Source organism: Shigella sonnei, assembly GCF_002950395.1.
Taxonomy (GTDB): Bacteria; Pseudomonadota; Gammaproteobacteria; order Enterobacterales; family Enterobacteriaceae; genus ECMA0423.
Genome location: NZ_CP026802.1, coordinates 1,387,994 through 1,400,937, shown reverse-complemented (window position 1 = coordinate 1,400,937; position 12,944 = coordinate 1,387,994). Strand labels below are relative to the sequence as shown.

General features: G+C 49.3%; 13 protein-coding genes. 10 read left to right on the top strand and 3 right to left on the bottom strand.

What is annotated here, in order from left to right; translation table 11 throughout:
- Nucleotide 1 precedes the first annotated feature (1 nt).
- The 6 genes from sufB (at nt 2) to ldtE (ending at nt 6,290) form a co-directional block, all read left to right on the top strand.
- Nucleotides 2–1,489 (top strand): Fe-S cluster assembly protein SufB, encoded by a 1,488-nt coding sequence (gene sufB / locus C1P89_RS07395; protein ID WP_000089364.1) that lies wholly within the window; start codon nt 2–4, stop codon nt 1,487–1,489.
- A 9-nt stretch (nt 1,490–1,498) separates the two neighbouring features.
- On the top strand, nt 1,499–2,245 hold the full coding sequence (gene sufC, locus C1P89_RS07390; protein ID WP_000948872.1) for a Fe-S cluster assembly ATPase SufC: 747 nt from the start codon (nt 1,499–1,501) through the stop codon (nt 2,243–2,245).
- Nucleotides 2,220–3,491, top strand: a complete 1,272-nt coding sequence (sufD, locus tag C1P89_RS07385) for a Fe-S cluster assembly protein SufD (protein WP_000907985.1) — start codon at nt 2,220–2,222, stop codon at nt 3,489–3,491. The genes sufC and sufD overlap by 26 nt, the downstream gene beginning before the upstream one ends.
- A complete protein-coding gene (gene sufS / locus C1P89_RS07380) occupies nt 3,488–4,708 on the top strand; it encodes a cysteine desulfurase SufS (protein WP_000144563.1) in 1,221 nt (406 codons plus the stop codon). The genes sufD and sufS overlap by 4 nt, the downstream gene beginning before the upstream one ends.
- 12 nt (nt 4,709–4,720) lie before the next feature.
- A complete protein-coding gene (gene sufE / locus C1P89_RS07375) occupies nt 4,721–5,137 on the top strand; it encodes a cysteine desulfuration protein SufE (RefSeq protein WP_001196535.1) in 417 nt (138 codons plus the stop codon).
- 148 nt (nt 5,138–5,285) lie between these two features.
- Nucleotides 5,286–6,290, top strand: a complete 1,005-nt coding sequence (gene ldtE / locus C1P89_RS07370; protein WP_000817121.1) for a L,D-transpeptidase LdtE — start codon at nt 5,286–5,288, stop codon at nt 6,288–6,290.
- Between the two features lie 62 nt (nt 6,291–6,352).
- Here ldtE and lpp read toward each other — a convergent pair whose 3' ends face one another.
- The 3 genes from lpp to ynhH all read right to left on the bottom strand — a co-directional run bounded on the left by lpp (nt 6,353) and on the right by ynhH (nt 8,513).
- Nucleotides 6,353–6,589, bottom strand: a complete 237-nt coding sequence (gene lpp / locus C1P89_RS07365; protein ID WP_000648420.1) for a murein lipoprotein Lpp — start codon at nt 6,587–6,589, stop codon at nt 6,353–6,355.
- Nucleotides 6,590–6,898: 309 nt separating this feature from the next.
- Complete coding sequence (gene pykF / locus C1P89_RS07360; RefSeq protein ID WP_001295403.1) at nt 6,899–8,311, bottom strand: pyruvate kinase PykF; 1,413 nt, start codon at nt 8,309–8,311, stop codon at nt 6,899–6,901.
- Between the two features lie 7 nt (nt 8,312–8,318).
- Nucleotides 8,319–8,513, bottom strand: a complete 195-nt coding sequence (ynhH, locus tag C1P89_RS25875; protein ID WP_240806354.1) for a protein YnhH — start codon at nt 8,511–8,513, stop codon at nt 8,319–8,321.
- 354 nt (nt 8,514–8,867) lie between these two features.
- Between ynhH and fumD the strand changes: the two genes are divergently transcribed.
- From fumD to C1P89_RS07340, 4 genes are all read left to right on the top strand, one after another.
- A complete protein-coding gene (gene fumD, locus C1P89_RS07355) occupies nt 8,868–9,077 on the top strand; it encodes a fumarate hydratase FumD (protein WP_000528342.1) in 210 nt (69 codons plus the stop codon).
- A gap of 455 nt (nt 9,078–9,532) precedes the next feature.
- On the top strand, nt 9,533–10,159 hold the full coding sequence (locus tag C1P89_RS07350) for a ferredoxin-like protein (RefSeq protein ID WP_001070230.1): 627 nt from the start codon (nt 9,533–9,535) through the stop codon (nt 10,157–10,159).
- Nucleotides 10,160–10,179: 20 nt separating this feature from the next.
- A complete protein-coding gene (locus C1P89_RS07345) occupies nt 10,180–12,282 on the top strand; it encodes an aldehyde ferredoxin oxidoreductase (RefSeq protein ID WP_001273527.1) in 2,103 nt (700 codons plus the stop codon).
- Nucleotides 12,283–12,294: 12 nt separating this feature from the next.
- The gene (locus C1P89_RS07340; RefSeq protein ID WP_001344535.1) at nt 12,295–12,933 is read left to right on the top strand and encodes a YdhW family putative oxidoreductase system protein; all 639 of its coding nucleotides are present in this window, start codon (nt 12,295–12,297) and stop codon (nt 12,931–12,933) included.
- The last annotated feature ends 11 nt before the right edge of the window (nt 12,934–12,944 follow it).

Genomic DNA, 12,944 nt, shown 5'->3' with positions numbered 1-12,944 from the left:
TATGTCTCGTAATACTGAAGCAACTGACGATGTCAAAACCTGGACCGGCGGCCCGCTGAATTATAAAGAAGGATTCTTCACCCAGTTAGCCACCGATGAGCTGGCAAAGGGGATAAACGAAGAGGTGGTGCGCGCAATTTCGGCGAAGCGTAATGAGCCGGAGTGGATGCTGGAGTTTCGTCTAAACGCCTATCGCGCATGGCTGGAGATGGAAGAACCGCACTGGTTGAAAGCGCACTACGACAAGCTGAATTATCAGGATTACAGTTACTACTCAGCACCATCGTGCGGTAATTGTGACGACACTTGCGCGTCTGAACCTGGCGCGGTGCAGCAAACTGGCGCGAACGCCTTTTTAAGTAAAGAGGTGGAGGCGGCGTTTGAGCAGTTGGGCGTTCCCGTGCGGGAAGGCAAAGAGGTGGCGGTGGATGCCATTTTCGACTCTGTTTCGGTTGCCACTACTTATCGCGAAAAACTGGCGGAGCAGGGAATTATTTTCTGTTCCTTTGGTGAGGCGATCCACGATCATCCGGAACTGGTGCGTAAATATCTCGGCACTGTGGTGCCGGGAAATGACAACTTCTTTGCCGCGCTTAATGCGGCGGTAGCCTCTGACGGTACGTTTATTTATGTGCCTAAAGGCGTGCGCTGCCCGATGGAACTTTCCACCTATTTTCGCATTAACGCGGAAAAAACCGGGCAGTTTGAGCGCACCATTCTGGTGGCCGACGAAGACAGCTACGTCAGCTACATTGAAGGCTGTTCCGCTCCGGTGCGTGACAGCTATCAGTTACACGCGGCGGTGGTGGAAGTCATCATCCATAAAAACGCCGAGGTGAAATATTCCACGGTACAAAACTGGTTCCCTGGCGATAACAACACCGGCGGTATTCTCAATTTCGTCACCAAGCGTGCTTTGTGCGAAGGCGAAAACAGCAAAATGTCATGGACGCAATCAGAAACCGGGTCAGCGATTACGTGGAAATATCCCAGCTGCATTTTGCGCGGCGATAACTCCATTGGTGAGTTTTACTCAGTGGCGCTGACCAGCGGTCATCAGCAAGCGGATACCGGCACCAAGATGATCCACATCGGTAAAAACACCAAATCGACCATTATCTCGAAAGGGATCTCTGCCGGACATAGTCAGAACAGTTATCGCGGCTTAGTGAAAATCATGCCGACGGCAACCAATGCGCGCAATTTCACTCAGTGCGACTCAATGCTGATTGGCGCTAATTGTGGGGCGCATACCTTCCCGTATGTCGAATGTCGCAATAACAGCGCACAACTGGAGCACGAGGCAACGACATCACGTATTGGTGAAGATCAACTGTTTTACTGCCTGCAACGCGGGATTAGCGAAGAAGACGCCATCTCGATGATTGTTAACGGTTTCTGCAAAGACGTGTTCTCAGAACTGCCGCTGGAATTTGCCGTTGAAGCACAAAAACTCCTCGCCATCAGTCTTGAACACAGCGTCGGATAAGGAATAAACATGTTAAGTATTAAAGATTTACACGTCAGCGTGGAAGATAAAGCTATCCTGCGTGGATTAAGCCTCGACGTTCGTCCCGGCGAAGTTCACGCCATTATGGGGCCAAACGGTTCGGGCAAAAGTACCTTATCGGCAACGCTTGCCGGGCGAGAAGATTATGAAGTGACGGGCGGCACGGTTGAGTTCAAAGGCAAAGATTTGCTTGCGCTGTCGCCGGAAGATCGTGCAGGCGAAGGCATCTTTATGGCCTTCCAGTATCCGGTGGAGATTCCCGGCGTCAGTAACCAGTTTTTCCTGCAAACGGCACTTAATGCGGTGCGCAGCTATCGCGGCCAGGAAACGCTCGACCGCTTTGATTTTCAGGATTTGATGGAAGAGAAAATCGCTCTCCTGAAGATGCCGGAAGATTTATTAACCCGTTCGGTAAACGTTGGTTTTTCCGGCGGCGAGAAAAAGCGCAACGATATTTTGCAAATGGCGGTGCTGGAACCGGAGTTATGCATTCTTGATGAATCGGACTCCGGGCTGGATATTGACGCATTAAAAGTGGTTGCCGATGGCGTGAACTCGCTGCGTGACGGCAAGCGCTCATTCATCATTGTTACGCACTACCAACGCATTCTCGACTACATCAAGCCTGATTACGTCCATGTGCTATATCAGGGACGAATTGTGAAATCCGGCGATTTCACGTTGGTCAAACAACTGGAGGAGCAGGGTTATGGCTGGCTTACCGAACAGCAGTAATGCGCTGCAACAGTGGCATCACTTGTTTGAAGCTGAAGGGACAAAACGCTCACCGCAAGCACAGCAGCATTTACAACAATTGCTGCGTACCGGACTGCCGACACGTAAACATGAAAACTGGAAATATACGCCGCTGGAAGGGCTGACCAATAGTCAGTTTGTCAGCATTGCGGGAGATATATCCCCACAGCAGCGTGATGCCTTAGCGTTAACGTTAGACGCCGTGCGGCTGGTGTTTGTCGATGGACGTTACGTGCCCGCGCTGAGCGATGCAATTGAAGGCAGCGGATATGAAGTGAGCATTAACGACGACCGTCAGGGGTTACCCGACGCTATTCAGGCGGAAGTGTTTCTGCATTTGACGGAAAGCCTGGCACAAAGCGTGACGCATATCGCCGTGAAGCGCGGTCAACGGCCGGCAAAGCCATTGCTGTTAATGCATATCACCCAGGGCGTGGCAGGTGAAGAGGTGAACACTGCCCATTACCGGCATCATCTGGATCTGGCGGAAGGTGCCGAAGCAACGGTGATCGAACATTTTGTCAGCCTTAATGATGCTCGTCATTTTACCGGGGCACGGTTCACTATCAATGTCGCAGCGAACGCCCACTTGCAGCATATCAAGCTGGCGTTTGAAAACCCGCTCAGTCACCACTTTGCTCATAACGATTTGTTGCTGGCTGAGGATGCCACCGCATTTAGCCATAGTTTCCTGCTGGGTGGCGCAGTGTTACGACACAACACCAGTACGCAACTCAATGGCGAAAACAGCACGCTGCGGATCAATAGCCTGGCGATGCCGGTGAAAAACGAGGTGTGTGATACCCGTACCTGGCTGGAACACAATAAAGGTTTTTGTAACAGCCGACAGTTGCACAAAACTATCGTCAGCGACAAAGGCCGCGCGGTATTTAACGGTTTGATCAACGTCGCGCAGCACGCCATCAAAACGGATGGTCAGATGACCAACAATAATCTGCTGATGGGCAAAATGGCGGAAGTGGATACAAAACCGCAGCTGGAAATCTATGCAGATGATGTGAAATGCAGCCACGGCGCGACGGTGGGGCGTATTGATGATGAACAGATGTTCTATCTGCGCTCGCGCGGGATCAATCAGCAGGATGCCCAGCAGATGATCATTTACGCCTTTGCTGCCGAACTGACGGAAGCACTGCGTGATGAGGGGCTTAAACAGCAGGTGCTGGCCCGAATCGGTCAACGGCTGCCAGGAGGTGCAAGATGACTTTTTCCGTCGACAAAGTGCGGGCCGACTTTCCGGTGCTTTCTCGTGAGGTGAACGGTTTGCCGCTGGCTTATCTCGACAGCGCCGCCAGTGCGCAGAAACCAAGCCAGGTGATTGACGCCGAGGCTGAGTTTTATCGTCACGGCTACGCGGCGGTGCATCGCGGTATTCATACCTTAAGCGCCCAGGCGACCGAGAAAATGGAGAACGTGCGCAAGCGGGCATCGCTGTTTATTAATGCCCGTTCGGCGGAAGAGCTGGTGTTCGTCCGCGGCACGACGGAAGGGATCAATCTGGTCGCCAATAGTTGGGGCAACAGCAACGTGCGGGCGGGCGATAACATCATCATCAGTCAGATGGAGCACCACGCTAACATTGTTCCCTGGCAGATGCTTTGCGCACGCGTTGGCGCAGAGCTGCGTGTGATCCCTCTCAACCCCGACGGTACGCTGCAACTGGAGACGCTGCCTACGCTGTTTGATGAGAAAACTCGCCTGCTGGCAATTACTCATGTCTCCAACGTGCTGGGAACAGAAAATCCGCTGGCGGAAATAATCACGCTTGCGCACCAGCATGGCGCAAAAGTGCTGGTGGATGGCGCTCAGGCGGTGATGCATCATCCGGTGGATGTTCAGGCGCTGGATTGCGACTTTTACGTGTTCTCCGGGCATAAACTGTATGGCCCCACCGGAATTGGCATTCTTTATGTGAAAGAAGCCTTGTTGCAGGAGATGCCGCCGTGGGAAGGGGGCGGTTCTATGATCGCCACCGTCAGCCTGAGTGAAGGCACTACCTGGACCAAAGCACCATGGCGGTTTGAAGCCGGTACACCCAATACCGGGGGCATTATTGGTCTTGGCGCGGCGCTGGAGTATGTTTCGGCGCTGGGGCTTAATAACATAGCCGAGTATGAACAGAATCTGATGCATTATGCGCTATCACAGCTGGAATCTGTACCGGATCTCACTCTCTATGGCCCACAAAACAGGCTTGGCGTTATTGCTTTTAATCTCGGTAAACACCACGCCTATGATGTTGGCAGTTTTCTCGATAATTACGGCATTGCTGTGCGTACCGGACATCACTGCGCTATGCCATTAATGGCCTATTACAACGTCCCTGCGATGTGTCGGGCGTCGCTGGCCATGTATAACACCCATGAAGAAGTGGATCGTCTGGTGACCGGCCTGCAACGTATTCACCGTTTGCTGGGATAACAGGGAGGCACTATGGCTTTATTGCCGGATAAAGAAAAATTGCTGCGTAATTTTTTACGCTGCGCCAACTGGGAAGAGAAATATCTCTACATTATTGAGCTGGGCCAGCGTCTGACTGAATTACGCGACGAAGACCGAAGCCCACAAAATAGCATTCAGGGCTGCCAGAGTCAGGTGTGGATTGTCATGCGCCAGAATGCGCACGGAATTATTGAATTGCAGGGCGACAGCGATGCGGCGATTGTGAAAGGGCTTATTGCGGTAGTCTTTATTCTCTACGATCAGATGACGCCGCAGGATATTGTCAGTTTCGATGTGCGTCCGTGGTTTGAAAAAATGGCACTCACCCAACATCTCACCCCATCTCGTTCACAAGGTCTGGAAGCGATGATTCGCGCAATTCGCGCCAAAGCCGCTGCACTTAGCTAAACTAAAGGGACAGCTTTCATCCGGTTGGCTCACATTGCCGGATGGTCAATGTTTACACTGACCTGCACAGGAGTGTTTTGGTTTCAGGTGAACATAAGCGCCATCCGACGTTTCAGCGTGAGTCTCCGGCAAATACAGGAGGTTTACAATGAAACGCGCGTCTTTGCTTACACTCACGCTTATCGGCGCTTTTAGCGCCATCCAGGCTGCCTGGGCGGTTGATTATCCGCTACCACCAACCGGAAGCCGACTGGTTGGGCAAAATCAAACGTATACGGTGCAAGAAGGGGATAAAAACCTTCAGGCTATTGCCCGACGTTTTGATACTGCGGCAATGTTGATCCTTGAAGCCAATAACACTATCGTCCCGGTGCCAAAACCTGGTACGACGATAACTATTCCTTCACAACTGTTATTACCTGATGCACCGCGTCAGGGGATTATCGTTAACCTTGCAGAGCTGCGCCTTTATTATTATCCGCCGGGAGAAAATATTGTGCAGGTTTATCCAATAGGTATTGGATTGCAGGGGCTGGAAACGCCGGTGATGGAAACGCGTGTTGGGCAGAAAATCCCTAACCCAACCTGGACGCCTACGGCAGGCATTCGTCAGCGTTCGCTGGAGCGTGGCATTAAATTACCGCCAGTCGTTCCTGCCGGACCAAATAACCCGCTAGGACGTTACGCACTGCGCCTCGCGCATGGTAATGGCGAATACCTCATTCATGGCACCAGTGCGCCGGACAGCGTTGGTTTGCGCGTCAGTTCAGGGTGTATTCGCATGAATGCACCGGATATTAAAGCCTTGTTCTCCAGCGTGCGGACGGGAACGCCGGTGAAAGTGATCAACGAACCGGTGAAATATTCCGTGGAACCTAACGGGATGCGTTATGTTGAAGTACATCGACCACTATCAGCAGAAGAACAGCAAAACGTTCAGACAATGCCATACACACTGCCAGCAGGCTTTACGCAATTTAAAGACAATAAGGCTGTAGATCAGAAGTTAGTCGATAAAGCGTTGTATCGTCGGGCAGGGTATCCGGTTTCGGTGAGCAGTGGAGCAACTCCCGCAGCCAGCAATGCGCCTTCAGTAGAGTCAGCGCAGAATGGTGAACCAGAGCAAGGGAATATGTTACGCGCGACGCAGTAGTGGTAAATAGCAGACAAAAAAATGGCGCACAATGTGCGCCATTTTTCACTTCACAGGTACTATTACTTGCGGTATTTAGTAGCCATGTTGTCCAGACGCTGGTTAGCACGAGCTGCGTCATCTTTAGCAGCCTGAACGTCGGAACGCATTGCGTTCACGTCGTTGCTCAGCTGGTCAACTTTAGCGTTCAGAGTCTGAACGTCAGAAGACAGCTGATCGATTTTAGCGTTGCTGGAGCAACCTGCCAGCAGAGTAGAACCCAGGATTACCGCGCCCAGTACCAGTTTAGTAGCTTTCATTATTAATACCCTCTAGATTGAGTTAATCTCCATGTAGCGTTACAAGTATTACACAAAGTTTTTTATGTTGAGAATATTTTTTTGATGGGAAGGCACTTATTTTTGATCGTTCGCTCAAAGAAGCATCGAACGCTGGGTTTTAGATAAAAAAACTGAGAGAAAACAGGATGCTTCCATCGGATTCATCTTAGATAAAGTGAGATTATATAGTGAAATCCGATTTGATTTTTTATTGCTTCTGGTTATCGATTAAATAAAAAAGCGCCCATCAGGGCGCTTCGATATACAAATTAATTCACAAAAGCAATATTACAGGACGTGAACAGATGCGGTGTTAGTAGTGCCGCTCGGTACCAGTGCACCAGAAACCATAACTACGACGTCACCTTTGTGTGCCAGACCGCTCTGCAGAGCCAGTTCTTTACCCAGACGGTAGAAATCATCAGTAGAAGTGATCTCTTTAACCAGCTGCGGCACAACGCCTTTGCTCAGTACCAACTGATGAGCCGTTTTTTCGTTGGTGGTCAGTGCCAGTATGGTGGCATCCGGGAAGTATTTACGTACTGCGCGAGCAGATTTACCGCCCTGGGTAGCAACCACGATCAGCGGAGCATCCAGTTTTTCAGCAGTTTCAACGGCACCACGGCATACCGCTTCGGTAATGCGCAGTTTACGGTTGTCATTGTTGAACTCGAGACGGCTGTTCATCACGCGGTCGGTACGTTCGCAGATGGTCGCCATGATAGAAACCGCTTCCAGCGGGTATTTACCTTTTGCGGATTCACCAGACAGCATCACTGCGTCAGTACCGTCGAGGATGGCGTTTGCAACGTCACCGGCTTCTGCGCGAGTCGGGCGTGGGTTTTTGATCATGGAATCCAGCATCTGGGTCGCAGTGATAACGACTTTACGTGCACGGATACATTTTTCGATCATCATCTTCTGGGCGAAGATAACTTCTTCTACCGGAATTTCTACACCCAGGTCGCCACGCGCAACCATGATGCCGTCAGAGGCTTCGAGGATTTCGTCGAAGTTGTTGAGGCCTTCCTGGTTTTCGATTTTGGAGATGATGTGGATGTTTTCGCCGCCGTGCGCTTTCAGGTGCTCACGGATTTCGATAACGTCAGAACGCTTACGAATAAAGGAAGCAGCAACAAAGTCTACGCCTTGTTCGCAACCAAAGATCAGGTCCTGTTTGTCTTTTTCAGCCAGTGCTGGCAGGGCAATGGAAACGCCAGGCAGGTTCACACCTTTGTTTTCGCCCAGGTCGCCGTTGTTCAGCACTTTACAGATAACTTTGTTACCTTCAATGGCAGTAACTTCCATACCGATCAGACCATCGTCAACCAGTACGGTGTTGCCAACAGACAGGTCAGTAGTGAAACCTTCATACGTTACCGCAACCATTTCGCTGTTGCCGATAACAGATTTATCAGTGGTGAAAGTAAAGGTCTGACCCGCTTTCAGAGAAACGTCGTTACCGCCTTCCAGTTTCATGGTGCGGATTTCCGGACCTTTGGTATCAAGCAGGATAGCGGCGGTTTTACCAGTTTTGCTCATCACGTTGCGCAGATTCTGAATGCGCTGACCGTGTTCTGCATAGTCACCATGAGAGAAGTTCAGACGCATAACGTTCATGCCAGCGTCCAGCATTTTAGCTAACATCTCTTCAGATTCGGTTTTCGGTCCGATGGTGCAAACAATTTTGGTCTTTTTCATGACAGTCTTAGTCTTTAAGTTGAGAAGGATGGGAGAAACTTGCTTTCTGGGCGCACTGCCGGAAAGCGAATCCGGTATTACGAAAGTGGTGGTGCCTTGCTCTAAGGATAGGTGACATCGAAAAAGCGTGCAGAGGAATGTGTGCTTGTGTCTCAGCCCAACGTGAGTGCCTGTTTTTGAGTCGTTGAGTTCTACAGTCCAAAGTGCTGAAACCATTCAAGAGTCAATTGGCGCGCATTATACGCTGAAATTAATCCAAAAGGAAAACAAAAACAGCGTTTCAAAAAATATACAACTTGTTAGACAATAAATTGTTATCAAAGATTTAACGTTCCAGGGAAAAGGTTACGCAAAAACTTCGCTGTTTGCGCAACGTCTGGTGCCGAAGTTGTCAGTGTGAGGATAAGTGAAAGTTCATCCGGTGTATAAATATATCATCGCTCAATTGCTACAGTTAAAATAATTTATCGCGTTATTTGTCTGATTTTGTTTGATTTTTGTTTAATTGGTTAGATTGATATATGCTGATAGTTGGCATGATAAATAGGTATAAAGAATGGGAAATCGGACAAAAGAGGATGAACTGTACCGAGAAATGTGCAGAGTTGTCGGTAAAGTTGTGCTGGAAATGCGCGATCTGGGGCAGGAACCAAAGCATATTGTTATCGCAGGCGTATTACGTACTGCATTAGCCAATAAACGCATTCAGCGCAGTGAGCTGGAAAAGCAGGCGATGGAAACCGTCATTAACGCACTGGTAAAATGACCATTCAGGATGAGGCGGTAAGCTTCATCCTGATATTCTTGCTTCAGTTGCGGTCCAGTTAATCATTCTAAATAACAACTGCTGAAATTATACGAATTGCGGTATGTATTTTAATCTATAACGATAATATTATTTTTATTTTCTGCAATGAACGTCACAAATAATTGTCGCTTAAGTTAAATTTATTTCAATTGATAATAAATATCAGTTCACTTATAATTTCTTGCTTTGTAATTTTAATTGATAACGATCAATGTTAAGGGCTCAGAATAATCACATTATTTTTTCTCCTAACCATAAAGGATTGGTTTATCGGCGTTAAATCTTTTCTCATACACTATCGGGTTAGGGAAAATATCTGGTGTTGGGGACAGAGTCAGCAGCGTATTAGTTGAATGCTTAATATCAGGCTGCTGAATTGTCAGCACTGTGTTTGCGAAGAGGATGCGAAATAAATGAACCCGGTTGATCGTCCACTATTAGATATTGGCTTAACGCGATTAGAATTCTTGCGTATATCAGGAAAAGGCCTTGCTGGTCTAACAATTGCCCCTGCGTTACTGTCACTTTTGGGTTGCAAACAGGAAGATATTGATAGCGGCACAGTAGGGTTGATAAATACACCCAAAGGGGTGCTGGTGACCCAGCGAGCGCGATGCACGGGTTGCCACCGCTGTGAAATCTCTTGTACCAACTTCAACGATGGCTCAGTAGGGACATTCTTCTCCCGTATCAAAATCCATCGCAATTATTTCTTTGGCGACAACGGGGTTGGCTCTGGCGGCGGCCTGTATGGCGATCTCAACTATACCGCGGACACCTGCCGTCAATGCAAAGAGCCGCAATGCATGAACGTCTGCCCGATTGGTGCGATTACCTGGCAGCAGAAAGAAGGCTGTATTACCGTCGATCATAAACGCTGTATTGGCTGTAGCGCCTGTACTACGGCATGCCCGTGGATGATGGCCACCGTAAATACCGAAAGTAAAAAATCCTCGAAATGTGTGTTATGCGGTGAATGCGCAAACGCCTGCCCAACAGGGGCGTTAAAAATTATCGAGTGGAAAGATATTACTGTGTGAATCTTGCAAAGGAAAAAATCATGGCTAACGGTTGGACAGGTAATATATTAAGAGTCAATCTCACGACAGGAAATATTACCCTCGAAGATTCCAGTAAGTTTAAAAGTTTTGTCGGTGGCATGGGCTTCGGCTACAAAATTATGTATGACGAAGTACCGCCAGGCACGAAACCTTTCGATGAAGCGAATAAATTAGTCTTTGCTACCGGCCCATTAACTGGATCTGGTGCCCCCTGTAGTTCTCGCGTAAATATCACCTCACTTTCTACTTTTACCAAAGGAAATTTAGTCGTCGATGCCCATATGGGTGGCTTTTTTGCAGCGCAAATGAAATTCGCTGGATACGACGTCATTATTATCGAAGGGAAGGCGAAATCACCGGTATGGCTGAAGATTAAAGATGACAAAGTTAGCCTGGAAAAAGCCGATTTCTTATGGGGAAAAGGGACGCGCGCAACGACGGAAGAAATTTGTCGATTGACCAGTCCGGAAACCTGTGTGGCGGCTATTGGTCAGGCTGGGGAAAACCTTGTTCCTCTCTCTGGCATGTTGAATAGCCGTAACCACAGCGGCGGTGCGGGAACTGGCGCAATAATGGGTTCGAAAAACCTGAAAGCGATTGCGGTTGAAGGGACGAAAGGGGTCAACATTGCCGATCGTCAGGAGATGAAGCGTCTCAACGATTACATGATGACTGAACTTATTGGTGCGAATAACAACCATGTCGTGCCAAGTACGCCGCAATCGTGGGCAGAGTATTCAGATCCCAAGTCACGTTGGACAGCACGTAAAGGGCTGTTTTGGGGCGCGGCTGAAGGTGGTCCGATTGAAACGGGGGAAATTCCGCCAGGCAATCAGAACACGGTCGGCTTTCGTACCTATAAATCCGTTTTTGACTTAGGTCCGGCGGCAGAGAAATACACAGTAAAAATGAGTGGCTGCCACTCTTGCCCGATCCGTTGTATGACCCAAATGAATATTCCTCGGGTGAAAGAGTTTGGCGTGCCCAGCACAGGTGGTAACACTTGTGTAGCCAACTTTGTCCATACCACCATCTTCCCGAACGGTCCGAAAGATTTTGAAGATAAAGACGATGGTCGTGTGATTGGTAACCTGGTGGGTCTGAATCTGTTCGATGACTACGGCCTATGGTGTAACTACGGGCAGTTGCATCGCGACTTTACCTATTGTTACAGCAAAGGTGTGTTCAAGCGTGTTCTGCCTGCTGAAGAGTATGCGGAAATTCGCTGGGATCAACTGGAAGCGGGTGACGTTAACTTCATTAAAGATTTTTACTACCGTCTGGCGCATCGTGTGGGTGAGCTGAGTCACCTGGCTGATGGTTCATATGCCATCGCAGAACGCTGGAATTTGGGTGAAGAGTACTGGGGCTACGCGAAAAATAAACTCTGGTCGCCGTTTGGCTATCCGGTTCACCATGCCAATGAAGCGTCAGCGCAGGTCGGTTCCATTGTTAACTGTATGTTCAACCGTGACTGCATGACGCATACCCATATCAACTTTATTGGTTCCGGCTTGCCATTGAAACTGCAACGTGAAGTGGCGAAAGAACTTTTTGGTTCTGAAGATGCTTACGATGAAACCAAAAACTACACGCCAATCAATGACGCAAAAATTAAATATGCAAAGTGGTCGCTGTTGCGGGTCTGTTTGCATAACGCCGTCACCCTGTGCAACTGGGTCTGGCCAATGACCGTTTCGCCGCTGAAAAGCCGTAATTACCGGGGCGATCTGGCGCTTGAAGCCAAATTCTTCAAAGCGATCACCGGCGAAGAGATGACTCAGGAAAAATTAGATTTAGCTGCAGAGCGTATCTTTACGTTGCATCGTGCCTACACGGTAAAACTGATGCAAACCAAAGATATGCGTAATGAACACGATCTTATCTGTTCCTGGGTTTTCGACAAGGATCCGCAGATCCCGGTCTTTACTGAAGGTACTGACAAAATGGATCGTGACGATATGCATGCTTCGCTCACGATGTTCTACAAAGAAATGGGCTGGGACCCACAGCTTGGTTGTCCAACCCGCGAAACATTGCAGCGTCTGGGGCTGGAAGATATTGCCGCCGATCTGGCAGCACACAATCTACTGCCTGCGTAAGGAATGGGTAAGATGAACCATCAGGATGAATTGCCGTTAGCGAAAGTCAGCGAAGTTGACGAGGCGAAGCGGCAATGGTTGCAGGGGATGCGTCACCCCGTTGATACGGTAACCGAACCGGAACCTGCTGAAATCCTGGCTGAGTTCATTCGCCAGCATTCTGCGGCTGGGCAGCTGGTGGCGCGCACCGTGTTTCTCTCGCCACCCTATTCGGTTGCAGAAGAGGAACTGTCAGTTTTGCTGGAAAGCATTAAGCAGAACGGAGACTACGCGGATATCGCTTGTATGACGGGAAGTCAGGATGATTACTATTACTCAACGCAGGCCATGAGTGAAAACTACGCGGCGATGTCTTTGCAAGTTGTGGAGCAGGACATTTGTCGCGCCATTGCACACGCCGTTCGTTTTGAGTGCCAGACGTATCCTCGTCCTTACAAAGTCGCCATGCTGATGCAAGCGCCATATTACTTCCAGGAAGCGCAGATTGAAGCCGCGATCGCCGCGATGGATGTTGCACCTGAATATGCCGATATACGGCAGGTGGAGTCATCGACGGCGGTGTTGTACTTGTTTAGCGAGCGATTTATGACCTATGGCAAGGCTTATGGCTTATGCGAATGGTTCGAGGTAGAGCAGTTTCAGAACCCCTGAAATTTCAGGGA

Excerpts from the sequence above, each read along its gene's own strand:
- sufB (WP_000089364.1), top strand. The coding sequence starts at position 2 with ATGTCTCGTAATACTGAAGCAACTGACGATGTCAAAACCTGGACCGGC.
- sufC (WP_000948872.1), top strand. The coding sequence starts at position 1,499 with ATGTTAAGTATTAAAGATTTACACGTCAGCGTGGAAGATAAAGCTATC.
- sufD (WP_000907985.1), top strand. The coding sequence starts at position 2,220 with ATGGCTGGCTTACCGAACAGCAGTAATGCGCTGCAACAGTGGCATCAC.
- sufS (WP_000144563.1), top strand. The coding sequence starts at position 3,488 with ATGACTTTTTCCGTCGACAAAGTGCGGGCCGACTTTCCGGTGCTTTCT.
- sufE (WP_001196535.1), top strand. The coding sequence starts at position 4,721 with ATGGCTTTATTGCCGGATAAAGAAAAATTGCTGCGTAATTTTTTACGC.
- ldtE (WP_000817121.1), top strand. The coding sequence starts at position 5,286 with ATGAAACGCGCGTCTTTGCTTACACTCACGCTTATCGGCGCTTTTAGC.
- lpp (WP_000648420.1), bottom strand. The coding sequence starts at position 6,589 with ATGAAAGCTACTAAACTGGTACTGGGCGCGGTAATCCTGGGTTCTACT.
- pykF (WP_001295403.1), bottom strand. The coding sequence starts at position 8,311 with ATGAAAAAGACCAAAATTGTTTGCACCATCGGACCGAAAACCGAATCT.
- fumD (WP_000528342.1), top strand. The coding sequence starts at position 8,868 with ATGGGAAATCGGACAAAAGAGGATGAACTGTACCGAGAAATGTGCAGA.
- C1P89_RS07350 (WP_001070230.1), top strand. The coding sequence starts at position 9,533 with ATGAACCCGGTTGATCGTCCACTATTAGATATTGGCTTAACGCGATTA.
- C1P89_RS07345 (WP_001273527.1), top strand. The coding sequence starts at position 10,180 with ATGGCTAACGGTTGGACAGGTAATATATTAAGAGTCAATCTCACGACA.
- C1P89_RS07340 (WP_001344535.1), top strand. The coding sequence starts at position 12,295 with ATGAACCATCAGGATGAATTGCCGTTAGCGAAAGTCAGCGAAGTTGAC.